The organism is Pseudomonas sp. CM27 (assembly GCF_013179515.1).
Lineage (GTDB): Bacteria > Pseudomonadota > Gammaproteobacteria > Pseudomonadales > Pseudomonadaceae > Aquipseudomonas.
The window spans coordinates 1-23,289 of record NZ_JABMCN010000072.1; the positions used below are offsets into that span (position 1 = coordinate 1).

Annotated in this window: 28 protein-coding genes and 1 riboswitch; of the genes, 14 read left to right on the top strand and 14 right to left on the bottom strand. The window is 63.1% G+C overall.

The annotated features are described in order from the left end of the window. Window positions 1-403, top strand: a 403-nt coding sequence (locus HP547_RS11415; RefSeq protein WP_172286334.1) for an acyloxyacyl hydrolase, incomplete at its 5' end; no start/stop codon positions are given. A gap of 59 nt (window positions 404-462) precedes the next feature. Here the strand turns inward: HP547_RS11415 and HP547_RS11420 are convergent. The 5 genes from HP547_RS11420 to HP547_RS11440 all read right to left on the bottom strand — a co-directional run bounded on the left by HP547_RS11420 (window position 463) and on the right by HP547_RS11440 (window position 5,536). Next, a complete protein-coding gene (locus HP547_RS11420; protein WP_172286335.1) occupies window positions 463-1,164 on the bottom strand; it encodes an SDR family oxidoreductase in 702 nt (233 codons plus the stop codon). A 12-nt stretch (window positions 1,165-1,176) separates the two neighbouring features. Further along, the gene (phrB, locus tag HP547_RS11425) at window positions 1,177-2,604 is read right to left on the bottom strand and encodes a deoxyribodipyrimidine photo-lyase (protein ID WP_172228994.1); all 1,428 of its coding nucleotides are present in this window, start codon (window positions 2,602-2,604) and stop codon (window positions 1,177-1,179) included. Next, window positions 2,595-3,494: a MerR family transcriptional regulator gene (locus tag HP547_RS11430; protein WP_172228996.1), complete on the bottom strand. Its 900-nt coding sequence runs from the start codon at window positions 3,492-3,494 to the stop codon at window positions 2,595-2,597. Before HP547_RS11430 ends, phrB begins: the two co-directional genes overlap by 10 nt. Then, entirely contained in the window at window positions 3,484-4,452 is a 969-nt protein-coding gene (locus HP547_RS11435; protein ID WP_172228998.1) for a DUF523 and DUF1722 domain-containing protein, read from the bottom strand. The genes HP547_RS11430 and HP547_RS11435 overlap by 11 nt, the downstream gene beginning before the upstream one ends. 97 nt (window positions 4,453-4,549) lie before the next feature. After that, window positions 4,550-5,536: an NAD(P)/FAD-dependent oxidoreductase gene (locus HP547_RS11440; RefSeq protein WP_172286336.1), complete on the bottom strand. Its 987-nt coding sequence runs from the start codon at window positions 5,534-5,536 to the stop codon at window positions 4,550-4,552. 186 nt (window positions 5,537-5,722) lie between these two features. Between HP547_RS11440 and HP547_RS11445 the strand changes: the two genes are divergently transcribed. After that, complete coding sequence (locus HP547_RS11445) at window positions 5,723-6,628, top strand: TIGR01777 family oxidoreductase (RefSeq protein ID WP_172286337.1); 906 nt, start codon at window positions 5,723-5,725, stop codon at window positions 6,626-6,628. Window positions 6,629-6,641: 13 nt separating this feature from the next. Next, on the top strand, window positions 6,642-7,655 hold the full coding sequence (gene hemH / locus HP547_RS11450; RefSeq protein ID WP_172229003.1) for a ferrochelatase: 1,014 nt from the start codon (window positions 6,642-6,644) through the stop codon (window positions 7,653-7,655). A 132-nt stretch (window positions 7,656-7,787) separates the two neighbouring features. Here the strand turns inward: hemH and HP547_RS11455 are convergent, their stop codons facing one another. Both HP547_RS11455 and upp read right to left on the bottom strand, forming a co-directional pair. Then, window positions 7,788-9,062: a uracil-xanthine permease family protein gene (locus tag HP547_RS11455; protein ID WP_172229005.1), complete on the bottom strand. Its 1,275-nt coding sequence runs from the start codon at window positions 9,060-9,062 to the stop codon at window positions 7,788-7,790. Window positions 9,063-9,064: 2 nt separating this feature from the next. Further along, complete coding sequence (gene upp / locus HP547_RS11460; RefSeq protein ID WP_172286338.1) at window positions 9,065-9,703, bottom strand: uracil phosphoribosyltransferase; 639 nt, start codon at window positions 9,701-9,703, stop codon at window positions 9,065-9,067. Between the two features lie 161 nt (window positions 9,704-9,864). Between upp and HP547_RS11465 the strand changes: the two genes are divergently transcribed. The 4 genes from HP547_RS11465 (at window position 9,865) to HP547_RS11480 (ending at window position 11,787) form a co-directional block, all read left to right on the top strand. Beyond that, entirely contained in the window at window positions 9,865-10,422 is a 558-nt protein-coding gene (locus HP547_RS11465; RefSeq protein WP_172219934.1) for a hypoxanthine-guanine phosphoribosyltransferase, read from the top strand. Between the two features lie 2 nt (window positions 10,423-10,424). Next, a complete protein-coding gene (locus HP547_RS11470; protein ID WP_172219937.1) occupies window positions 10,425-10,898 on the top strand; it encodes a WbuC family cupin fold metalloprotein in 474 nt (157 codons plus the stop codon). 59 nt (window positions 10,899-10,957) lie between these two features. After that, a complete protein-coding gene (locus tag HP547_RS11475) occupies window positions 10,958-11,428 on the top strand; it encodes a hypothetical protein (protein ID WP_172219940.1) in 471 nt (156 codons plus the stop codon). A gap of 68 nt (window positions 11,429-11,496) precedes the next feature. Further along, window positions 11,497-11,787, top strand: a complete 291-nt coding sequence (locus HP547_RS11480; protein ID WP_172219943.1) for a PA4642 family protein — start codon at window positions 11,497-11,499, stop codon at window positions 11,785-11,787. Window positions 11,788-11,883: 96 nt separating this feature from the next. On the opposite strand, the gene mqo is transcribed toward HP547_RS11480, so the two are convergent. Together mqo and HP547_RS11490 are read right to left on the bottom strand one after the other, a co-directional pair. After that, window positions 11,884-13,392: a malate dehydrogenase (quinone) gene (mqo, locus tag HP547_RS11485; RefSeq protein ID WP_172219946.1), complete on the bottom strand. Its 1,509-nt coding sequence runs from the start codon at window positions 13,390-13,392 to the stop codon at window positions 11,884-11,886. Between the two features lie 599 nt (window positions 13,393-13,991). Then, window positions 13,992-14,225 carry a hypothetical protein gene (locus HP547_RS11490; protein WP_172219949.1) on the bottom strand — a complete coding sequence of 78 codons (234 nt, stop codon included), beginning with the start codon at window positions 14,223-14,225 and terminating at the stop codon, window positions 13,992-13,994. Between the two features lie 145 nt (window positions 14,226-14,370). Here HP547_RS11490 and HP547_RS11495 point away from each other — a divergent pair, with 145 nt between their 5' ends. After that, a complete protein-coding gene (locus HP547_RS11495; protein WP_172219952.1) occupies window positions 14,371-14,955 on the top strand; it encodes a YajG family lipoprotein in 585 nt (194 codons plus the stop codon). A 71-nt stretch (window positions 14,956-15,026) separates the two neighbouring features. Here the strand turns inward: HP547_RS11495 and HP547_RS11500 are convergent, their stop codons facing one another. Then, window positions 15,027-15,233, bottom strand: coding sequence for a hypothetical protein (locus HP547_RS11500; RefSeq protein ID WP_172219955.1), 207 nt, complete (start codon window positions 15,231-15,233; stop codon window positions 15,027-15,029). A gap of 160 nt (window positions 15,234-15,393) precedes the next feature. Between HP547_RS11500 and HP547_RS11505 the strand changes: the two genes are divergently transcribed. Continuing rightward, complete coding sequence (locus HP547_RS11505; protein ID WP_172219958.1) at window positions 15,394-15,654, top strand: hypothetical protein; 261 nt, start codon at window positions 15,394-15,396, stop codon at window positions 15,652-15,654. A 34-nt stretch (window positions 15,655-15,688) separates the two neighbouring features. On the opposite strand, the gene HP547_RS11510 is transcribed toward HP547_RS11505, so the two are convergent. Further along, window positions 15,689-16,855 carry a 1-acyl-sn-glycerol-3-phosphate acyltransferase gene (locus HP547_RS11510; protein ID WP_172286339.1) on the bottom strand — a complete coding sequence of 389 codons (1,167 nt, stop codon included), beginning with the start codon at window positions 16,853-16,855 and terminating at the stop codon, window positions 15,689-15,691. A 124-nt stretch (window positions 16,856-16,979) separates the two neighbouring features. Between HP547_RS11510 and HP547_RS11515 the strand changes: the two genes are divergently transcribed. The 4 genes from HP547_RS11515 (at window position 16,980) to HP547_RS11530 (ending at window position 18,995) form a co-directional block, all read left to right on the top strand. Next, complete coding sequence (locus tag HP547_RS11515; protein ID WP_172219964.1) at window positions 16,980-17,162, top strand: CPXCG motif-containing cysteine-rich protein; 183 nt, start codon at window positions 16,980-16,982, stop codon at window positions 17,160-17,162. After that, entirely contained in the window at window positions 17,162-17,422 is a 261-nt protein-coding gene (locus HP547_RS11520) for a putative signal transducing protein (protein WP_172220030.1), read from the top strand. The genes HP547_RS11515 and HP547_RS11520 overlap by 1 nt, the downstream gene beginning before the upstream one ends. A gap of 15 nt (window positions 17,423-17,437) precedes the next feature. After that, the gene (locus HP547_RS11525) at window positions 17,438-18,058 is read left to right on the top strand and encodes an SOS response-associated peptidase (RefSeq protein WP_172219967.1); all 621 of its coding nucleotides are present in this window, start codon (window positions 17,438-17,440) and stop codon (window positions 18,056-18,058) included. A gap of 118 nt (window positions 18,059-18,176) precedes the next feature. Next, window positions 18,177-18,995 (top strand): M48 family metallopeptidase, encoded by an 819-nt coding sequence (locus HP547_RS11530; RefSeq protein WP_172219970.1) that lies wholly within the window; start codon window positions 18,177-18,179, stop codon window positions 18,993-18,995. A 128-nt stretch (window positions 18,996-19,123) separates the two neighbouring features. On the opposite strand, the gene HP547_RS11535 is transcribed toward HP547_RS11530, so the two are convergent. The 3 genes from HP547_RS11535 to HP547_RS11545 form a co-directional block, all read right to left on the bottom strand. Continuing rightward, the gene (locus HP547_RS11535; RefSeq protein ID WP_172220033.1) at window positions 19,124-19,705 is read right to left on the bottom strand and encodes a TMEM165/GDT1 family protein; all 582 of its coding nucleotides are present in this window, start codon (window positions 19,703-19,705) and stop codon (window positions 19,124-19,126) included. Between the two features lie 91 nt (window positions 19,706-19,796). Beyond that, window positions 19,797-19,935, bottom strand: a riboswitch (yybP-ykoY riboswitch). 39 nt (window positions 19,936-19,974) lie between these two features. Further along, window positions 19,975-20,973 (bottom strand): class I SAM-dependent methyltransferase, encoded by a 999-nt coding sequence (locus HP547_RS11540; RefSeq protein WP_172286340.1) that lies wholly within the window; start codon window positions 20,971-20,973, stop codon window positions 19,975-19,977. A 53-nt stretch (window positions 20,974-21,026) separates the two neighbouring features. Continuing rightward, a complete protein-coding gene (locus tag HP547_RS11545) occupies window positions 21,027-21,992 on the bottom strand; it encodes a 2-hydroxyacid dehydrogenase (protein WP_172286341.1) in 966 nt (321 codons plus the stop codon). Window positions 21,993-22,233: 241 nt separating this feature from the next. Between HP547_RS11545 and HP547_RS11550 the strand changes: the two genes are divergently transcribed. Beyond that, window positions 22,234-23,289: AMP-binding protein (locus HP547_RS11550; RefSeq protein ID WP_172286342.1), on the top strand; the 1,056-nt coding region annotated here is incomplete at its 3' end.

Consider the following 23,289-nt stretch of genomic DNA (forward strand, 5'->3'; position numbering starts at 1 on the left):
TTACCGGCTGGGGCTGCAATCGAACTGGGATGCCAGCTGGTGGCAGACCAGCGTCGGTCGGCTGACCGGCTACTGGGATGGCGCGTACACCTATTGGGATGGCGACGAGACGGCGAGCAACCACAGCCTGTCGTTCGCACCGGTGTTCGTCTACGAGTTTGCCGGGGAATCGGTGAAGCCCTATATCGAGGCAGGGATCGGTGTTGCGGCGTTCTCCAGTACCGAGCTGGAAAGCAACGAGCTGGGCTCGTCGTTCCAGTTCGAAGACCGCATCGGCTTTGGTTTGCGCTTTGCCGGGGGGCACGAGATCGGGGTTCGGGCGATTCACTATTCCAACGCGGGTATCAAAGAACCTAACGATGGGGTGGAGAGCTACAGCCTGCATTACCGCATGGCGCTCTGATTTCTCCCGTATCGTCTCCTTCGCGGGCTTGCCCGCGAAGGAGACGACGCCTATTTCCGCTATCGGCGCGAAAGGGGCCACAAGCTAGTAAGGTCCAGGGTTTCCAGCACCAGCTCTGGTTCAGCCTGCGGCCAGCGCTGCAGCAGAACATCTGCCGCACTGTGCGGTGTCCATTCCTCTGGTATCGCAGGTGCCGGCGTAACCGGTGTTTTCAACGACTGCGGCCCCACTACTGTCAACCCGATCCCATGATCCCTCAGCGCCTGACGCTGCTCGCGCATCCACTGCGGCATGTTGTTCCAGCCCGCTGTCACCTGGGTTGGGGCATACAGCTGCAGCGCCGAATAACGGTTGAACACCGCCATCACCTGCGGCGAGTGACCCTTGGCCAGCAAAGGCAATGCACTGGCCAGGCAGTGCTCCCCCGCTAGCTGGTTGCTGGTGACGATCGCCTCGATCAGCTCGCTGTCCGCCAGATCATCCGACAGATAGTCAGTGGTTCCGGCATTGAGGATCAGGCCATCCAGCGAGCACCAGGCATGGCCTATCTGCTGGCCGGCGCTGGCCGCTTGTTTTTCGTCATGCAGCTGCCAAGGCAAGCGCAATAGCTGGCTGCCATAGCGAGCGCCCAAGGTCATGAGTGCCTCTTCATCCTTGCCACTTGCGGCAACGCGATGCCCCTGTTCCAGCATCCGTTCCACCAAAGCCAAGCCAAGTCCATTGCTTGCGCCCGTAACCCAAAAACTGCGTGAGTTAGTCAAGACGTTTTTCCCCTAATGCTGCTGGCGTGGCAGGCTCTTGAAAGCCTCCAGTGCACGCAAGCGACTGCTACTGAGTTCGACTATTGGGCTGTGATACAAATTATTAGCAAAAAGATCGGCCGACTTCACAGGTAAATGAATGGCTTTTTCATCCAGCGCCTCCAGTTCAGGTACCCATTTACGAATGAAACGCCCCTGTGGGTCGAAGCGTTGCGACTGTGAAACCGGGTTGAATATGCGGAAATAGGGCACTGCGTCGGTGCCGGTAGACGCGCTCCACTGCCAGCCGCCGTTATTGGCGGCAAGGTCGCCGTCTATCAGGTGGCGCATGAAATGCCGCTCGCCCTTGCGCCAGTCGATCAGCAGGTTCTTGCTGAGGAACATGGCCACGACCATGCGCAAGCGGTTGTGCATCCAGCCGGTATGCAGCAGCTGGCGCATGGCCGCGTCGATGATCGGGAAGCCGGTGCGACCCTGTTCCCAGGCCTCGAGGTCGGCCGGGGCATCGCGCCAGGGCAGGGCTTCGGTGTGAACGCGAAACGCACGGTGGCGCGACACCTGCGGATAACCGGTCAGGATGTGTTTGTAGAACTCGCGCCACAGCAGTTCGTTGATCCAGGTCTGCACGCCGCTGCTACCGCTGTCGAACTCGCCCCGGTTGCTGGCCAGGGCACCGTGCAGGCATTGCCGCGGCGAGATGACACCGGCGGCCAGGTAGGCCGAAAGCTGGCTGGTGCCGGGCCTGGCCGGCAGGTCCCGCAGATGCTGATAGTCGTCGATGGTTTCGTCAAGGAAGCGAGACAGCCGCCCCTGCGCCTCGGCCTCACCCGCCGGCCAGTGTTCACGCAGGGCGCGTGCAGGGTGTTGGAAACCGTCCACCTGTTGCGGGATAGGGTCGCTATGGATCTGCAGCGGCGCCTGACGCTTCACCCGTGGGGCCAGTGCAGGCAGGCTGCGGTGCAGGTGTTCGAGGCAGGTTTTCTTGAACTGGCTGAACACCTGAAAATAACCGCCACTGCGGGTGAGGATGGTCCCCGGGCGGAACAACAACTGGTCAAGGTGACTGTGGGCCTGGATCGACGATTGTTCCAGCAGCGCCCGCGTGGCGTCGTCGCGCTGCTGTTCGTTTATGCCGTACTCCTCGTTCCAGTGCACGCTGGCGACCTGGTGTTGGCGACATACCTCCAGCACGGCTTGCGGTGCCTGCTCCCAGGTATCGATCTTGCGAATCAGCAGGGGGATGTTCAGCTGCTCCAGCGACTGGCGCAGCTCACGCAGGTTGCGCAGCCAGAAGTCGACCTTGCAGGCCGCATCGTCGTGGGCCTGCCATTGCCCGGGGCTGACCAGCCACAGGGCGATGGTCGGGCCGCGTTCAGCGGCAGCGCTGAGCGCGGTGTTGTCATCGACGCGCAGGTCGCTGCGCAGCCAGGTCAGGTGCATGGTGTTGTCATCTCTACAGGCTGGCGGTGTTGTGCTTGAAGCAAGCGCAATGCCGCCTGCGGGGTATCGAAAAGGAAAAGATCTGGCAGCCCGCAAGCTTTCAAGCGGGCTTCATGCAGCGCCAGCGTGGCGCCGCCCAGCAGCTTGGTGCCTGGTAAGCCTTGCAGGGTGCGCAACAAAGCCCTGTCGTCGATGCGTGGCCCCAGGTGAATGAGCATCGCCCAAGGCCTCAGCGCGCTGACCGCACTTTGCAGTTGTGCCGCGGCCAGCGGTTGTTCGAGCACCTCGACCGGCATGCCGTTGCTGGTAAGCAGCCAGGCGCAAAGCCACAAACCAGGGCTGAAGGCGCGCTCGCTGTCCTCGATCAGCAATACGGCCGGGCCTTGCAGCAGCTGGTTGTCGTGATAGACGCGGGCGCCGAGCTTGCTGCGCAGCCAGCTGTGGAAAAACACCTGTTCAAGCCGCGCATTGAAGTAGGTGCGCCAGCGCAAATCGAGCTGGTCGAGCAGCGGCAACAGCAATTGCTCACACAGGGTGACCGCTGGGTAAAGGGCCATTGCCTGGTTGAGCTGTTGGTCGAGGGCGCGTTGCGACAGGTTGGCGATGGCTTCGATCAGTTGGGCTTGCCTGGCCTGCCAGTCACCTTTCGGCGGCGTGGTGGTCGGTTTGTCGAGCAATTCACGGACCTGGCCTACCGAGGCGCCGCGTTGCAGCCAGGCCAGGACTGCTTCGACCCGCTCGACCTGGTCGAGCGAATACAGGCGGTGTCCCTTGGCGGTGCGCTGGGGCTTGAGCAGGCCGTAGCGACGCTCCCAGGCACGCAGGGTGACCGGGTTTACGCCGGTGCGCCGGGCCAGTTCGCCGATGGGTAGCAGGGTTTCAGACGGCATTGCGCAAACCCAGGCTTTCCGGGTGCGGCTGCAGGTAGGCCTGTTGCTGCAGGTACGGGTCGGGGTGTTTGCGCAAATGGTGCTTGAGCAGCGTCAGCGGCACCACCAATGGCACAACACCCTGCTGGTATTGAGCGATGATGGTCTCCAACTCGACCTTGTCCTCCTGGGTCAGGGCATGCTTGAAGTAACCACTCAGGTGCTGCAGCACGTTGCAGTGGGTGCCGCGGCTGGCACAGCGGCGCAGGGCGTGCATCAGCTGGCTGAAGTAGTGCGGGCCGATGCGCTGTGGGTCATCGTCCTTGCTCATGCTGCCGAGCAGGCGCCCGAGGGTGCGATAGGCCTGGGGATTGTTGGCCATCAGCAGGTACTTGTAACGCGAGTGGAAGCGCACCAAGGCACCTCGGCTCAGGCCAGCGACCAACAGGCGTTGCCAGTCGGCGTAGGCGTACACGCGGCTGATGAAGTTCTCCCGCAGCACCGGGTCATGCAGGCGCCCTTCCTCTTCCACGGGCAGATCGGGCCGCAGCGCACAAAACGCCTGGGCGTAGACCCCACGGCCGGCGTTGAAGGCAGGGTGGCCGTCGGCCTGGTACACCTTGACCCGCTCCAGGCCGCAGGACGGCGACTTCTGCATGAAGATGTAGCCGCAGATGTCGTCCATTTGGGCGGCCATCTGTTCGCCATAACTGCGCAGCGGGCCGGTCACGTCCAGGTCTGGGTTTCGGGTGCCCAGCACTTTCGGCTGCTCGGGGTTGCCGACCAGGCGGATGGGGTCTCGGGGGACGCTGAGGCCGATGGCCACTTCCGGGCATACCGGTAACCAGTCGAAGTGCGCTTCCAGCTGGGTGCGGCACAGGTCGGAGGACTTGTGACCGCCGTTATAGCGCACACTGTGCCCGGTCAGGCAGGCGCTAATGGCGATGCGCGGCTTGCTGTGAGCGGATGGGTCGTGCATGGCTGCCTCCAGTAAACCTGTACATGGGTAAAGCTTTGTACAGGTTTATTCCAGCACAGCCCTGACGTTATGCAAACCAGTTTTTTGCCTGGCACTGTCACTCGAGGTGTTCGAGCAGTCGGCGCGCCGCTTCCTGGCCGCTGAGCCAGGCGCCTTCGACACGCCCCGACAGGCACCAGTCGCCACAGGCGTACAGGCCCTGGTCGGCGTCGGCCAGCGCGCCCCATTCATGGTTGCTGGTAGGGCGGGCGTACAGCCAGCGATGGGCCAGGGCGAAGGTGGGGGCCGGTACTACGCAGCCGACCAGTTCGGCGAATTCGCCCCACAGTTGCTCGATCACCTCTTCCTTGGCCAGGTCGATGTGCTGGCGGCTCCAGTCCGACGTGGCATGCAGCACCCAGGTATCGAGCTGCTCGTCACGCCCCGGTTTGCTGCGGTTGCGGGCCAGCCAGTCGAGCGGGCTGTCCTGTACGAAGCAACCTTGCATCGGCGTGTCCAGCGTAGCCTGGAAGCCCAGTGCAACGGCCCAGGTAGGCTCCATTTGTACCCCGGCGGCCACGGCGGCCAGTTTCGGGGTAGCCGCCAGCAGTGGCGTGGCCTGCGGCGCCGGTACCGCGATCACCACGCGGCTGTAGGGGCCGTGGCTGCAGCCTTCGGTGTCCTGCAGGTGCCAGTACTGCTTGCCGCGGAATACCTCGGCGATGCGGCAGCCGAAGTTGACCGTGACGTCCTTGAGCAGGCCGCGGGTAATCGCGCTCATGCGGGGCACGCCTACCCAGCGGGTCTGTTCGTCGGGGGAGGGGCTGAGTATGCCGTTGTGGTAGTTGTACAGCTGCGGCTTCCACTGTTCGGCCCAGCCAGCTGCAACCCATTGCTGCACCTGCTCGACAAAGCGCCGGTCACGGGCGGTGAAGTACTGGGCGCCGAGGTCGAGGGCGCCGGCTTCGCTGCGCTTGCTGGCCATGCGCCCGCCACTGCCGTGGCCTTTGTCGAACAAGTGCACGGATTGCCCGGCCTTTTGCAAGGCCTGGGCAGCTGACAAGCCGGCGATACCGGCTCCGATGATGGCAATAGGTACTGTCATGATGGCCTCTTCAAACCTTGCTGTGAGCAGACTACGCTGTCAGGCAAACCTGTACAATGCACAACTTTTGTATAAGGTTATTCCGCTTGGCGGGCAGGTTGGCCTATGTTTATCCGAGAGCGTCGGGTCAAAAAAGTGCCTTGATGTTAAAAATAGACCACCGCTGCATTCTGCGAGGACACAGCCATGCATATATTGCTGACAGGCGGTACTGGATTGATCGGCAAGCACCTTTGTCAGTACTGGCTCGGCCAGGGCCATCGCCTGACGGTGTGGAGCCGGCGACCGGAGCAGGTAGCGAAAATCTGCGGCACTGGCGTACGTGGTATTGCCCGCCTGGAGCAGCTGGAGGCGGACGACCACCTGGATGCAGTGGTCAACCTGGCCGGTGCACCCATTGCCGACCGGCACTGGACAGCTGCGCGGCGCAACCTGCTGTGGGCCAGCCGCATCACCCTCACCGAGCAGTTGCAGGCTTGGCTGGGCACCCGGGAGCAGCGCCCGGAAGTGCTGATTTCCGGTTCGGCGGTGGGCTGGTACGGTGACGGCGGCGAGCGCGAGCTTACCGAGGCCTCATCGCCGGTGCGTGAAGACTTCGCCAGTCAGCTGTGCATCGCTTGGGAAGAAACGGCCCAGCGTTCCCAAGCCCAGGGCATTCGCGTGGTACTGGTGCGTACCGGGCTGGTACTGGCCAGCGATGGCGGCTTTTTGTCGCGCCTGCGCCTGCCCTTCAAGCTGGGGCTGGGCGGGCCGTTGGGGGACGGGCGGCAGTGGATGCCCTGGGTTCATATCGACGACCAGGTGGCCCTGATCGATTTTCTCTTGCAGCACAAGGATGCCAGCGGTCCTTATAATGCCTGCGCTCCGGAGCCGGTACGCAACCGCGAGTTTGCCAAGCGCCTGGGCCGTACCCTGCACCGTCCGGCACTGCTGCCGGTACCGGCACTGTTGCTCAAGGCCGGCCTGGGCGAGCTGTCCATCCTGCTGCTCGGCGGCCAGCGGGCGCGCCCGGCCCGTTTGCTGGGCGCAGGTTTCACCTTCCGCTTCAACGATCTGCAATCGGCCCTGGACAACTTGTCCAGCCGCCTCTGACATAGGACGCTGCATGACCGATCACGCCTTGCTACTGGTCAACCTGGGTTCCCCGGCTTCCACTTCGGTGGCCGATGTGCGCCGCTATCTCAACCAGTTCCTCATGGACCCGTATGTGATCGACTTGCCGTGGCCGGTGCGACGCTTGCTGGTGTCGCTGATCCTGGTCAAGCGCCCGGAGCAGTCGGCGCACGCCTACGCCTCGATCTGGTGGGAGGAGGGCTCGCCACTGGTTGAGCTGACCCGTCGCCTGCAGGCGGCGATGGTGGCGCACTGGCCCCATGGCCCGGTGGAAATTGCCATGCGCTACGGCCAGCCGGCCTTGCCCGATGTGCTGGAGCGCCTGGCAGCCCAAGGTGTGCGCAAGGTGACGTTGGCGCCACTTTATCCACAGTTCGCCGACAGTACGGTGACCACTGTGGTCGAGCTGGCAAAACAGACGGTCAGCCAGCGCCAATTGCCGCTGCAGATGCGCGTGCTGCAGCCGTTTTATGAGCATCCGGATTACATCGAGGCACTGGTTGCCAGCGCCAGGCCGTACCTGGAGCAGGATTACGATCATCTGCTGTTGAGCTTCCACGGTTTGCCGGAGCGCCACCTGAAGAAGCTGGATCCCACTGGCAAGCATGACTTCCAGGCAGCCGATTGCTGCAAGGACGCCAGCGCCGAGATGCGCGCGGTGTGCTACCGCGGGCAGTGCCTGGCCACGGCCAAGGCCTTTGCGCAGAAAATGGGCATACCCGATGGCAAGTGGTCGGTGTCGTTCCAGTCGCGCCTGGGGCGGGCCAAATGGATCGAGCCCTACACCGAGGCGCGGCTGGACGAGCTGGCCAGGGCAGGGGTGAAGAAGCTGCTGGTGATGTGCCCGGCGTTCGTCGCGGACTGCATCGAAACGCTGGAAGAAATTGGCATGCGCGGCAGCGAGCAATTTATCGAGGCCGGCGGGCGGGAGCTGGTGCTGGTGCCGTGCCTGAACGATCACCCGGAATGGGTGAGGGTGTTGGCTGATATGTGCGAAAAGGCCTGATTTACAGGTTGCCTGTACCGGCCCTATCGCCGGCAAGCCAGCTCCCGCAATGTGCTCACAGTTCTTGAAAACTGTAGGGTACCTGTGGGAGCTGGCTTGCCGGCGTTCGGGCCAGATCAGCCTGAAGCGGGATCAAGGCTGTTGATCATCCAGCTTCTTGTGCTTCCAGCCATCATTGCCCGGCAAGATCAGGTTCAGGGCGATGGCCACGATGGCACACAGGGCGATGCCTTTCAGGCCCCAGTCATCCGGGCCGTCACCGCTGCCGATCAGTACGCCGCCGATACCGAATACCAGGGTTACCGATACGATCACCAGGTTGCGCGCTTCGGCCAGGTCGATCTTGTGGCGGATCATGGTGTTCATGCCCACCGCCGCGATCGAGCCGAACAACAGGCACAGGATGCCGCCCATCACGGGCACCGGAATGCTCTGCAGCAGCGCGCCGAACTTGCCGATGAAGGCCAGGGTGATGGCAAAGAACGCCGCCCAGGTCATGATCTTCGGGTTGTAGTTCTTGGTCAGCATCACCGCGCCAGTCACTTCGGCGTAGGTGGTGTTGGGCGGGCCGCCGAACAGGCCGGCTGCCGTGGTGGCCAGGCCGTCACCCAGCAGGGTGCGGTGCAGGCCGGGCTTTTTCAGGTAGTCACGGCCGGTCACACTACCGACCGCGATAACCCCGCCGATATGCTCGATGGCCGGTGCAAGGGCCACTGGGACGATGAACAGGATGGCCTGCCAGTTGAATGCCGGTGCGGTGAAGTTGGGGATCTCCAGCCACGGTGCGGCGGCGATCTTGGCGGTGTCGACCACGCCGAACGCGAATGCCAGGGCAAAGCCCACCAATACCCCGGAGATAATCGGCACCAGGCGGAAGATGCCCTTGCCGAATACCGCCACGATAAGGGTGGTGAGCAGCGCGGGCATGGAGATCAGCATCGCGGTCTGGTAGGGCATCAGCGCAGCGCCGTCACCGCCTTTGCCCATGGCCATGTTGGCGGCGATCGGTGCCATGGCCAGGCCGATGGAGATGATCACCGGGCCAATCACCACCGGCGGCAGCATGCGGTCGATGAAACCGGTGCCTTTGATTTTCACCATCATGCCCATGAAGGTGTACACGAAGCCTGCTGCCATCACGCCGCCCATGGTCTCGGCCAGGCCGAACTGGCCCTTGGCGAGGATGATCGGGGTAATGAAGGCAAAGCTCGAAGCCAGGAATACCGGTACCTGACGGCCGGTGACCAGCTGGAACAGCAGCGTGCCGATGCCGGCGGTGAACAGCGCGACGTTCGGGTCGAGGCCGGTGATCAGTGGCATCAGCACCAGCGCGCCGAATGCCACGAAGAGCATCTGCGCGCCCGAAACGACCTGGCGCCAGAGCGGGTCGTTGAAGCCGTCCTGCATGGTCAGGCGTCCTTTTGCTTGGTGCCGAAGATCTTGTCACCGGCATCGCCCAGGCCAGGCACGATATAGCCGTGTTCGTTCAGGCGCTGGTCGATCGAGGCGGTGTAGATCTGCACGTCCGGGTGGGCTTTTTCCACCGCTTCGATGCCTTCGGGCGCGGCCACCAGCACCATGGCGCGGATTTCCTTGCAGCCCGCTTTTTTCAGCAGGTCGATGGTGGCGACCATCGAAGCACCGGTGGCCAGCATCGGGTCGATGATCAGCGCCAGGCGCTGGTTGATGTCCGGCGCGAGCTTTTCCAGGTAGGTGTGGGCTTCGAGGGTTTCTTCATTGCGGGCGACGCCGACGGCGCTGACCTTGGCGCCCGGGATCAGGCTGAGCACACCGTCGAGCATGCCGATGCCGGCGCGCAGGATCGGTACTACAGTGATCTTCTTGCCGGCGATTTTTTCCACTTGCACCTTGCCACACCAGCCGTCGATCTCGTAGGTTTCGAGCGGCAGGTCCTGGGTGGCTTCGTAAGTCAGGAGCGCGCCGACTTCCTGGGCGAGTTCGCGAAAATTCTTGGTGCTGATGTCGGCACGGCGCATCAGGCCGAGCTTGTGGCGGATCAGCGGATGGCGGATCTCACGAGTGGGCATAGGGGGGGCTCCGAAAGGCGGGCAAAAAAACCGCGCTAGATTAATCTATTCAGCCTGTGCTGTCGTCTGGTCATTCTGCACGTTAGTCCATAAAGGCTTGATCTGTGACGAGCGGATGCGTACCTTTGCCCGCTTTTCCAAAATGCCCCCCGGAGCGCGCCATGTCCGCTGATCTCGAGCATATCCGTCAAGTCATGCGTGAAGCTGACTGCCTGTACACCGAAGCCGAAGTCGAAGCGGCCATCGCCAAAGTCGGCGAGCAGATCTGCAAAGACCTGCACGACAAGAACCCGGTGGTGTTCTGCGTGATGAACGGTGGCCTGATCTTCGCGGGCAAACTGCTGACCCACCTGCAGTTCCCGCTGGAAGCCTCGTATCTGCACGCCACCCGCTACCGCAACCAGACCAGCGGCGGTGAGCTGTTCTGGAAGGCCAAGCCCGAAGTGTCGTTCATCGACCGTGATGTGCTGATCGTTGACGACATTCTCGACGAAGGCCACACCCTCAGCGCCATCATCGAGTTCTGCAAGCATGCCGGCGCGCGCTCGGTGCACACTGCGGTGCTGATCGACAAGGACCACGACCGCAAGGCCAGCCCGGACCTGAAGGCCAACTACGTGGGCCTGCCCTGCATCGACCGCTACATTTTCGGCTACGGCATGGACTACAAAGGCTACTGGCGCAACGCCAACGGCATCTTCGCCGTCAAGGGGCTGTGAGCATGCGCCAGCCTGCGTTCATCGACCAATCGCTGTTCGCCGGGCTGGCCGAAAAGGCTGCTGCCAACCCGCGTGGGCGCCAGCACCATAACTTCCATGCGATGGAAGAGCCTTGCCACCGCATGGCCGTCGGGCTGCAGCCGAGCACCTACATTCCCCCGCATCGCCACTTGAGCGACGACAAGGCCGAGGCCCTGATCGTGCTCAAGGGGCGGCTGGGGTTGCTGATTTTCGATGAGCAGGGCGCGGTCACCGGCAAGCGGGTGCTGCAGGCGGGCGGTGACTGCCTGGGCGTGGACCTGGCGCCCGGTACCTACCATGGCCTAGTGGTGCTGGAGCCGGACAGCATCCTGTTCGAGTGCAAGGCCGGGCCGTACCGCCCTGTAGGTGAGGGCGAGCATGCGCACTGGGCGCCGCGTGAAGGTGAGGCCGGCGTGGCCGAGTACCAGGCCTGGATGCGCGCGCAGTTCGATTGATAGCGCCGGTACGGCCAGACCCGGCATGCTAGAGTGCTCCTTCATTCAAGGAGCCTCACATGCGTGCGATTCTTCCCTTCCTGCTGGCGTTCAGCCTGCCACTCGCCGCCGCACCGTTGCACAGCCAGTTCCTGCCACCTGACGACCAGTCCCTGCGCCAGGAAGCGCCGACCGGCCAGCAACTGCTGCAAGTCACCGACTACTCCGTTGTGGTGGGCGCCCAGCGCCAGTCCGACCAGCAACCTATCCCGATCACCTCGTCGCTGCAGGTACGCCTGAAGGGCAAGCCACTGAGCAAGGGCGCGACCATCGCCCAGGTGCTGCTGACCTTCGACGGTGAGGCCGCCAAGAGCCTGAAGAAGCCCGTGTACGACGACAAGACCCGCACCCTGAGCCTGAACTACCCGCTCAGCGATTACCGGGTGATCATGGACCTGCTGCGCAACGAGACGCTGTATGTGCAGTTTCTCACCTACGCCAACGGCCACATCTGGGCCGACCTGCACACCGGTACCGTACGTACGCGTTGAGGCGCGCCGCCTGCGGGGGGTAAACTGCCGGCCTTCGAAATTCCGTGATGGCCCAGTTGGAGTCGGCAATGCGTAAAGACAAGAAACAGGTAATCGGCGACGAAATCAGCGACGACTACATCAAGTCGTTCCTTCAGTTCGAACCGGCCGATGGCGTGACCTCGCCGTCGCTGCACAAGCTGGTCAAGGCCTACCGCGGACTGCGCGTCGACGATTTCGAGCGCTTTGTCGGCTTCTTCGTCGAAGCGGGGCTGGACCTGGATGGCAAGGACGAGCACGGCAAGACCTTCGTCGAGCTGATCGCCGACCAGCGCACTGCGCCGGAGTACATCGAGATCATCGATAACGCCCGGGGCTGATTTGTAAACCTGTACCGGCCTCTTCGCGGGCACAGGTTGATGAAGAATCAGGCACAAAAAAACGCCCCGAGGGGCGTTTTTTCGTTACTGGCAGGCTCAGGCGTAATGCTTGGCCGCCGGGCTGCTTTCTTCGAGGTTCAGCGCCACATCGTTGTCGGCACTGATCTTCCGGTACAGGGCAGCGTCGGTTGCCAGGGTCTTCTCGCGGGCCGGGAAGATTTCCTTGAGCTTGGCAGCCCAGGCACCTTTGGCCTGCTCGGGGAAGCAGCGCTCGATCAGTTCCAGCATGATCGACACGGTGACCGAAGCACCTGGCGATGCGCCGAGCAGTGCGGCCAGGCTGCCGTCCTGGGCCGAAACCAGCTCGGTACCAAACTGCAACACGCCGCCTTTTTTCGGGTCTTTCTTGATGATCTGCACGCGCTGACCGGCCACTTCCAGGCGCCAGTCTTCGGCTTTGGCCTGCGGATAGAAGCGACGCAGGGACTCCAGGCGTTGCTCCATCGACTGCATCACTTCGCTGACCAGGTACTTGGTCAGGTCCATATTGTCGCGGGCCACGGCCAGCATCGGGCCGATGTTGCCCATGCGCACCGACAGCGGCAGGTCCATCAGCGAACCGTGCTTGAGGAACTTGGTGGTGAAGCCGGCGTATGGCCCGAACAGCAGGGATGTCTTGCCGTCGACCACGCGAGTGTCCAGGTGCGGCACCGACATCGGCGGGGCGCCGACTGCGGCCTGGCTGTAGACCTTGGCCTGGTGCTGCTTGACGATTTCCGGGTTGTCGCAACGCAGCCACTGGCCGCTGACCGGGAAGCCGCCGAAGCCTTTGCTTTCCGGGATGCCGGACGCCTGCAGCAGCGGCAGGGCAGCGCCGCCTGCGCCGAGGAAGACGAAGCGGGCGTCGACTTCGCGGCTACCGCCGCTGTTGACGTCCTTGATGCTCACGGTCCAGCCGCTGCCGTTACGGCGCAGGCCAACGACTTTCTTGCTGTACTTGACCTGCGCGTCCGGCGCGTCGCCCAACAGCTTGAGCAGCTTGTTGGTCAGGGCGCCGAAGTTGACGTCGGTACCCTTGAGCACGCGGGTTGCGGCGATGTGCTGGTCGGCCGGGCGGCCCGGCATCATCAGCGGCATCCAGTCGCTCATCACGGCCTTGTCTTCGGTGTATTCCATGTCGGCGAAGGCATGGTGCTGCTTGAGCAGCTCGAAGCGCTTCTTGAGGAAGGAAACACCCTTGTCACCTTCGACGTAGCTCAGGTGCGGGACAGGGTTGATGAAGGCACGCGCCGGGCCGAAGTTGCCCTTCTTGCTCAGGTAGGCCCAGAACTGGCGCGACACCTCGAACTGGGTGTTGATGTGCACGGCCTTTTTGATGTCGATGCTGCCATCGGCGGCCTGTGGCGTGTAGTTAAGCTCGCACAGGCCGGCGTGGCCGGTGCCTGCGTTGTTCCAGGGGTTGGAGCTTTCCGCGGCTCCGGAGTCCATCGCCTCGACGACCTCAAGCTTCAGGGTCGGGTCAAGCTCCTTGAGCAGTACGGCCAGGGTGGCACTCATGATGCCCGCGCCTACCAGTACTACATCAACCGATTCGTTCTGCGCCATTTAACGCGTCTCCACAATCTACAGCTACCTAATTGACAGCATAGGACCTGGGTTCGCCAGGGTCGCCATGTCCGACTTTTCGCAGTTCTTGCAACTTCCGCGGACACCGCCAATCAGTCTTCGGGTTCAGCTATTGAACGCCGTTTGCCACAGGTGCGGCAATTCGACTTATGGTCAAGGTGTCGTGCGTGCGTTATGGAACGGTTCAGACACTCATACGGGATGAGCGCATTTGCCGCCTGTTCAGGGCTGTTCGGGACACATCTGCCGCTTTTGCACATGCCAGACTGTTCATTTGCTCGCCACACTCTTGTGAAGTTGTGAAAACCGTTTTTTCACGCTCTTTTGGAGACGTGAACCTCAAAAAGGGACTGCGCGATGGCAACCCGCAGGTTCATGCAGTGTGAAGGGCCGGAAAAGCAGGCACGACAGCCGATGCAAGACCTGAGTGGAAGGCTCTCTGTGGGCGAAGCGGTGAAGTTGCCGGGGTCAATCGGCGGTGCGGGGCCCGATCAGGAGACGTCCTTATAATCGGGGGGAGATTATAGCGATGTCGCGGACAGAAATGTCGCCATTCGTGGTTTTTATTGCAGCGTTTGTCAGGCCGCGAGGATGCGCTGGTGCCAGCGGCGGCTTGCGCGGGTGCAAACCCGGGCGCTGGCGGGCAGTTCGCGGCCCAGCCAGGCCAGCTGGATTTCGTCGACCTGGACCCAGCCGCTGCCGCTTGGCGCTTGGCTGCATTGCTTGAAGGCCAGGCATTTTCCTTCGCTGTCGAGGCGAGCATAGGCATTGTGGCGCGGGCGTTGGAAGAGCAGGGTCCAGAGCGAGGCCATGGCGGCGAGTCCTTTGCATTAGGGCTTGGCGCAAGGATAAGGGCGCGGCGATGAAACGATTGTGACAAGCGGGCCGCACCGATGACTGGTCGATGCGTGGCTGGGTATACTGTGGGCCTTTGCCGCATTTTCTGGAGAAACGCGCATGTTGCAACGTCTGTTGTTCGGTTTGATCGCCGTGGCCAGCCTCAGCCTGGTCGGTTGTGCCCACAGCCCGCAACAACTCAACCCGCAACCCAAGCTCACCGCCCAGCTGGCGCCGGTCGGCCATGGCCAGCCGGTGGTGGTCAGGGTGGTCGATGGCCGGCCTTCGCAGTCGCTGGGTACGCGCGGTGGCATGTACCCCGAGACCAGCACCATCAGCGTCAGCGGTAACGACATCGTGCCCAAGCTGCAGGCCCAGGCTGAAGCCGCCGTGCGCCTGCTCGGCTTTACCCCGACGCCGAACGCCGGCAACGCGCCACAGCTGACCGTGACCCTGGCCGAGCTGAAATACCAGTCGCCCAAAGACAACCTGTACGTCACCGAGGCCACCATCGGCGCCACCTTCCGTGCCGACGTGACCAATGGCGGGCGCAGCTACAACGGCCGTTACGGTGCTTCGCTGGACCAGCGTTTCGGCATGGCGCCGAACCAGGACACCAACACCCAGCTGGTGAGTGATGTGCTGAGCGATGCGCTGACCCGCCTGTTCAAGGACCCGACCATCGGTCAGGTGCTGGGCCAGTAAGGCATCAGCGGTAAAAAGAAAACCCGCTGCCTGGGTGCCAGACAGCGGGTTTTTTGTTGTTTGTGCCGGTTTCAGGCTGCTGCTATGTGGAAATCCAGCAAGCTGTAGCCAGTCCCTGCGTCCACTTCCGGCAAGTCTTCATGAACATGCCCGCCCAGTGCACAGTAGACCAGCCAATGACGGTCCTGCACATTGATGGCAAAACCATCGATCAGCGCCTGCTGTTCATCGCTCTGAGCCACGAGGTAGAGGCGGTCCTGGTTTTCGGCGTGCAGCATGAACAAGCTCCGGATCATGGGAAGGCCGACAGGGTGGCCTGTTCTGATGACGAGCGGATGACAGATGAAATTTAATGACACTTTGTCGCCCAGGCCAGGTGCCAGGGGCCGACTTGGGTAGAATGCCGGGCTTTGCCGTCGCTTACACCGAGGTTGCGTGATGTCCTTGCAAGTGTTCTGGGGGTTCCTGGCCGCCCATCCCACCAAGCTGATCAACCTGCTGGCGTTGCTGCTCACGTGCCCTGGCGGGTTGTTGCTGCACAGCGCACGGCGGCGCGAGGCGCAGACCCGCGAGGGCCTGGCGCTGGAAGAAGGGGTTGTGGACGCGTTTGGCCTGCGGGTGCCCAGGTATTTCTACATTCTCGGGTTTGCTTGCCTGGCCATGGCGCTGCTGTTGTCCTGGCTCAGTACCTGGGTCTGACATCCTGGGGCTGCATAGCAGCCCCGGCAATCGGTCAGGCTACCGGCGCCTGCCGCCTGACCTGATACTGGTTGCGCACCGGCGTGGCATATTGCAGCACCAGGTAAGGCTGCTGCTCTACCGGGCAGGCATCCAGGCGACGCTGCCATTCTTCCTTGGCCCGCGCCAGCTCTTCAGCCGGGAACTTCTGCTCGGCGCTTGGCACTTGCAGTGCCTCATCCTTGCCTTCCCACATGGCATAAGCCAGGTAATGCACCGGGAACAACCGGTAGCCACCGAGGATTTGCCGATCGATGGCGACCGCCAGTTGCTTGGTATCTTCGTGATACTCGGTCACTGGCGCTGCGAAGTTGATATGCACCCGGCCCTTGTAGCCGGTGATGCCCTTGGCAATGCTGTTGTCGTCCTCGCCCGGCGCCTTCTTGTAGGTGCCGGTGGTGGCGCGGATGTACAACTCGCGGGCCTTGGCCTGGTCGCAGGGGTCGTATTCGTAGCTGATCGATACCGGGGTCAGGTTGAGGCTCTGGATCACCGCGCCGAACGGCTCGTCCTTGCGGCTCATGTGGAACATCTTGAGGATCGCCGAATCGGTGCGGTCGTCACCGTCCTTGGCCCGGCCTTCGGCCTGGGCGATCCAGATGGACGCAGCGTCGTTGCGGATCGAGTGGTTGATGTAGGCCGACAGCAGCTGGTAAGCGGCCAGCTTCTCGCGGCGGCCACTGATCGAGCGGTGCACGATGAAGCTCTTGTTGAGGCGCATCATGTCGCTGACAAAGGGCTTTTGCAGCAGGTTGTCGCCGATGGCGATGCGTGGGGTCGGCAAGCCCGCGTGGTAAACCGCGTAGTTGACGAAAGCCGGGTCCATCACGATGTCGCGGTGGTTGGCCAGGAACAGGTACGCGGTGCCGGCCTTGAGCTGCTCCACGCCCGAATAGGTGACGCCGTCAGTGGCGCGATCGATGGTCTGGTCGACGTAGTACTCGACTTTGTCCTGCAAGGTAGACACGCAGGTTACACCGGCGAATTCCTTGCGCAGGCGGCGGGCAATCAGGGGTTTGAGCAACCAGCCGAGCGCACCGGCCGCACGCGGAAAACGGAAGTGGGTGAGGATATCGAGGAATGCCGGGTCGCTGAGCAGGCGTGCCAGCACGGCAGGGACCTCAGCGTCGTCGTACGGTCGGATGGCATCGAATTCGCCCATCATGCTCTCTTGTTGGAAACGGCTAGGGTAATAAGGTAGGGGCGGGCTCCGAAAAACGGCTCGGACGCACACAGGCCCTGTAACAGACCGGCAATTATACGCATAAGTCACCCCGGAGGCCGCGATGCTGGAAACTGCGAACTACGATTGCCCTTATTGTGGCGAACAAGTCGAGACCACGGTGGACCTGTCCGCAGGCGACCAAGAGTACATAGAGGATTGCCAGGTGTGCTGTAAGCCTATTCGCTTCGTGCTGCAGGTTCATGGTGAGGAGTGGATGCTGGATGTGTACGGTGAGAATGAATGATGCGGCGCATCTACGAACCGGAAAACCTGCTGGAAGCCGAAATGCTGGCAGGCATGCTGGCCAGCGAGGGCATCGATGTGCACCTGGCGGGGCGTGACCTGGTTGGCGGCGTCGGCGAGCTGCCGCTGCAAGGTTTGCTCGGGCTTGCCGTGCCGGACGAGCAGGCCGAATACGCACGGCAGTTGATCGATGCGTACAATGGTGCCCAGCCGCTTGCCGGCGACGAGCCGGAGAGTCTTCCCGGTACCTTGATCTGCTAGGTTCTGAATTCGCTCATGTGTGGACGTTACGCCCTGTTTCGCTGGCCCCAGGCTCTCGCCAGTCTGCCGGGCTTTCCCGTGGGCCAGCCGGCCCAATGGAACATTTCGCCCGGCGCCTCGGTGCTGATCCAGCGCCAGTTAGACGGCCAGCAGCAGTTAACCAGCGCCCGCTGGGGGTTGACCCCGGCCTGGCTCACCGACTTGTCACGTACCCCGGCCCATGCCCGCGCCGAAACCCTGGCCGAGCAGCCAATGTTTCGCGAAGCATTTCGCCAGCGCCGCTGCCTGATGCCGGCCAACGGCTTTTACGAATGGCGTGGCGAGGTGCGCAAACGCCCTTACTGGCTGACCCCTGGGGAGGGCGCGTCACTGTACTTCGCCGCCGTGTGGGAGGCGTATCCGGTGCAGGACCAGGTGTGGCTCAGTTGCGCAGTAGTAACCCAGGCGGCCATGAGCCAGCGCCGGCCGTTGATCCTTGATGAGGCAGGGCAGGCGGCCTGGCTGGACCCGGGTACGCCGTTGGCGCGTTTGCAGGAGTTGCTGGCCGCCCCGCCGGCACAGCTGCGCGAGCGGGCCCTGGCCAACTTCGTCAATGACCCCAAGCTGGATGCGCCGGAGTGCCTGACCCCGGCCTGATGGCGACGGGTTCACCCGCGAAGAAGCCAGTGCAGGCGACGAAAATCTTCCCTGCGGCTATGGCGGCCCACAGGCGACTCGGCCTAGGATACGGCGCATGTAAAAAGGGAGTGTTTTCATGCGTAAGTCTTTTGTCGTCAGCCTGTTGAGTGCTGGCATCCTGCTAGCGGGCTGCCAGGCGGTGAATACCACCAGCGGCGGTGCTGTCGGCGTCGAGCGCCAGCAGTACATGTTCAGCATGCTGTCGACCGATGAGGTCAACCAGATGTACGCCCAGTCGTACCAGCAGACCCTGGGTGAAGCTTCTAGCAAGGGTGTGCTCGACAAATCCAGCGCCGATGCCAAGCGGGTGCAGGTGATCGCCAACCGGCTGATCGCCCAGGCGCCCAAGTTCCGCCCGGATGCCGCGCAATGGAACTGGGAAGTCAACGTGATCAAGAGCGACGAGCTCAACGCCAACTGCGGCCCGGGCGGCAAGATCATCGTCTACACCGGTCTGATCGACCAGCTCAAGCTCACCGACGCCGAGATTGCTGCGGTGGTGGGCCACGAGATTGCCCACGCCCTGCGTGAGCACAGCCGCGAAGCGATGTCCAAGGCCTATGGCGTGGAAATGGCCCGCCAGGGTGCCGGCGCCATCTTTGGCCTCGGCCAGGGCAGCATGGCCATGGCTGATACCGTGGTGAACTACGCGATGACCCTGCCCAACAGCCGGTCGAACGAAAACGAAGCCGACCTGATCGGCCTGGAGTTGTCGGCGCGTGCCGGTTACGACCCCAATGCCGCGATCACCTTGTGGAACAAGATGAGCAAGGCTTCCGAAGGTGCGCCGCCGGAGTTCATGAGTACTCACCCTGCATCCGAAAGCCGCATTGCCTCGCTGCAGGCGGCGATTCCGAAGGTGATGCCGCTGTATCAGGCGGCGGCCAAGCAGTAAGGCCGCGAGGCAGCCCGATCGCCGGCAAGCCAGCTCCCACAGGTACTGCACATGGCTTGAAGCCGGTGCGGTCAAGGTGGGAGCTGGCTTGCCGGCGATTGGGGCGCAAAGCGCCCCCGCTTTACTGGTCAGCCTATCCAGCCACTGGCCTTCATCGCCGAGTACACGGCCACGATAGCCAGCACGATGAACGCCGTGGCCGCCAGGCGACGGATCAGCGTCAGCGGCAGTTTGTCTGCCGCGAAGTTACCCGCCAGTACCACCGGCACGTTGGCAATCAGCATGCCCAGGGTGGTACCGATGATGACCATGATCAGGTGCGGGTACTGCGCGGCCAGCATCACCGTGGCAACCTGGGTCTTGTCACCGATTTCCGCCAGGAAGAACGCGATCAGTGTGGTCAGGAACGGCCCGAAGCGGCGTGCGGGGTTTTCGTCGTCGTCCATCTTGTCCGGCACCAATGTCCACAGCGCTGTGGCGGTGAAGCTTGCGGCCAGGATCCAGTGCAACGCCGAATCGCTGAAAAAACCACCCACCCACGCACCCACGGCACCGGCTGCGGCATGGTTGGCCAGGGTAGCGGCGATGATGCCGGCGATGATCGGCCAGGGCTTGCGAAAGCGGGCGGCAAGAATGAGCGCGAGCAGTTGCGTCTTGTCGCCGATTTCGGCGAGGGCAACGATAGCGGTGGGGACCAACAGAGATTCCAGCATCAGGGTTCCTACGGGGGCGGGTCGACACGGCTATGACACGTACAGCCTCCCCGCCCCGGGTAAGGTGTGCGTGTCATAGGTCTTGTCAAACCCTGGATCCGTCTTTGCGGATCTTCCATGCAGGCTGGCATGGTGGGTCGCACGCGCCATGGTCTGTGGACCAAGTATGTTGACGCGTACCGGGCGAGCTGGGTGCTCGCGGGAGACTACTCCCCTAGGACGGTGCGGATTCTGCCTAGCCGAAACGCTTTCGGCAAGCGCTGTTTTTATCCGGATGTTGCCCGGTAGATGCGGAAGCCGTCGGCCTCGTCACGTACCTGGCAGTTGCCCAAGGCGCCTTCGATCAACGGTTTGTAGCGCAGGAAGCTGTTGGCCACAAGGCGCATTTCGCCACCTTTTCGCAGATGAACGGCCGATTTTTTCAGCAAGTTTTCCGATGCCTGATAATGGGTGTGCACCCCGGTGTGGAACGGCGGGTTGCTCAGGATCAGGCTGAGGTCGGTGGGTGCCGCATCGATGCCGTCACCGCTGATCACATCACCCTCCAGGCCGTTGGCGGCCAAGGTCAGGCGGCTGGCGGCGACTGCGAAGGCATCCACGTCCAGCAGGGTCACCCGGCTTTGCGGGTAGCGGCGCTTGACCGTGGCGCCCAGTATTCCGGCACCGCAGCCAAAGTCCAGCACATGGCCGTTGGGCAGGCCATCCAGGTGCTTGAGCAGCAAGGCCGTACCGCGATCGAGGCGGCCATGGCTGAACACGCCCGGCAGGCTGACGACCTGCAACGGGCCGTCCTCCAGGGCCAGCTCGAAGCGTTCGGCCAGGCTTTCCAGCGGTTTTGCCTGCGGTGCATTGTCGATGGTCACTTGCCACAACTGGCAGTGCCGGGCGCTGTCGAGCTTGCGTGGCTTGCCAAAGGCCTGCAGCTGCCTGGCCGCGCCTTCGATGCCGCCACGTTTCTCGCCGACCAGGTACAGCACCCGGCCCGCCAGGCGCGAGGCCAGGGCATTGAGCAGGTAGGCGGCAAGCTCGCGGGACTTGGGCAGGAACAGCACGGCGCTGTCGAACGCGACTTCAGGCGGCTCCACCGCATAGTGGCTGCGGCCGGCGAAGCGGCTGTCGAGCATGGCCTGGTCGCCGGCATGCCAGGTCCAGGCCTGGGCCTGCGGCAACTGGCCGAGCAGGTCGTCGGCGGGGGCGCCGGCGATCAGCAGCGGCCCCTGGAACAGCTCTGCCTGGCGGAGCAACACTTCACTGCGCGGGTCCATGGACGACCTCTCCCGGAAAAAGTGGCGCAGTGTAGCAGAGGCGAGCGCCGGGCTCAGCTGACCACGCGGCGGGGCTGCCCGGCGAAGAAGGCCTGCACGTTTTCGCTGAGCTGGCCGACGATGCGCTGGCGTGACTCCACTGCGCCCCAGGCGCTGTGTGGGGTGATGATCAGCCGCGGAATACCGGCTTCGAGCAGCGGATTGCCGTTGACCGGCGGCTCCACGCTCAGCACGTCGGTGGCGGCGCCGCCGAGGTGGCCGCCGCGCAGGGCGTCGGCCAGCGCCTGTTCGTCGATCAGGCCGCCACGGGCGGTGTTGACCACCAGCGCACCGGGCTTGAGCATGACCAGTTCGCGGGCGCCGAGCATGTGCCGGGTGTGCTCGTTCAGCGGGCAGTGCAGGGTCAGGGCATCGACTTGTGGCAGCAGTTCGTCCAGCGGCAGGCGGTCGGCGCGTTCCGGGCGGCCGGGAATCTGCCCGCTGAGCACGCGCATGCCGAACGCTTCGGCCAGGCGCGCGACCGCGCCGCCCAGCTCGCCATGGCCGAGCAGGCCGAGGGTTTTGCCTTCCAGTTCGACGATGGGGAAGTCCAGCAGGCAGAACTGGCTGGCCTTGGCCCACTGGCCCTCGGCTACCGCCTGGTTGTAGTCGCACAGCCGGGTGGCCAGGGCCAGCAGCAGGGCGAGGGTGTGCTGGGCTACCGACGGTGTGCCGTAGCCCTGGCAGTTGCACACGGTGATGCCCTGGGCCCGCGCCGCCGCCATGTCGACATTGTTGGTGCCGGTGGCGGCCACCAGAATCAGCTTGAGCTGCGGGTTGGCGGCCAGTGCAGCAGCGTCGAGCATGACCTTGTTGCTGATCACCGCCACGGCCCCTTGCAGGCGTTCTGCCACTTGCTCCGGGCGGGTGGCGTCGAACAGCTCGAATTCATCGAACTGCTGCTTCAGTGGCGATAGGTCGAGGTCGCCAAGGTCCAGGGACTGGTGATCGAGAAACACGGCGCGACGCGGGCTGGGCATGGAGTTCTCCGGTGGCAGGACGGGTGATTGGGTTATGGCCATTCGCGGCGAAGAGGCCCTCAGCTCCACCAGATAACCTGAAGCTGCCGGCGCAGTGTCTAGCTCAACCTTGTCACCCGTCAACGCCCCCCACTCATACCTTTGTCAGGCAAATCATTCCTTCGACTGATTTAGCCGTCACATTGGCGAACTACAGTAGTTGCCAGACTTGTCCGGCCCGCTTTTCAGAAAAGGGATACCCATGTTGCAGACCCGCATCATCAAACCCGCCGAAGGCGCCTACGCCTACCCGTTGCTGATCAAGCGCCTGCTGATGTCCGGCAGCCGCTACGAGAAGACCCGCGAAATCGTCTATCGCGATCAGTTGCGGCTGACTTATCCACAGCTCAACGAGCGCATCGCGCGGCTGGCCAATGTGCTCACCGAAGCCGGCGTAAAGGCCGGTGACACCGTGGCGGTGATGGACTGGGACAGCCACCGCTACCTGGAGTGCATGTTCGCCATCCCGATGATCGGTGCGGTGGTGCATACCATCAACGTGCGCCTGTCGCCCGAGCAGATCCTCTACACCATGAACCACGCCGAAGACCGCGTGGTGCTGGTCAACAGCGACTTTGTCGGCCTCTACCAGGCCATTGCCGGGCAGTTGACCACCGTTGACAAGACCCTGCTGCTGACCGATGGCGCGGACAAGACTGCCGAACTGCCCAACCTGGTTGGCGAGTACGAGCAACTGCTGGCTGCCGCCAGCCCGCATTACGATTTCCCGGATTTCGATGAAAATTCGGTGGCCACCACCTTCTACACCACAGGCACGACCGGTAACCCCAAGGGCGTGTACTTCACCCACCGGCAACTGGTGCTACACACCCTGGCCGAAGCCTCGGTAACCGGCAGCATCGACAGCGTGCGCCTGCTGGGCAGCAACGATGTGTACATGCCGATTACTCCGATGTTCCATGTGCATGCCTGGGGCATTCCCTACGCTGCCACCATGCTCGGCATGAAGCAGGTGTACCCGGGGCGCTACGAGCCGGACATGCTGGTCAAGCTGTGGCGGGAAGAAAAAGTCACCTTTTCCCATTGCGTGCCGACCATCCTGCAGATGCTGCTCAACTGCCCGAACGCGCAGGGCCAGGACTTTGCCGGCTGGAAGATCATCATCGGCGGCAGCGCGCTGAACCGCTCGCTGTACCAGGCTGCCCTGGCGCGCGGCATTCAGCTGACTGCGGCGTATGGCATGTCCGAAACCTGCCCGCTGATCTCCGCCGCGCACCTGAACGACGAATTGCAGGCC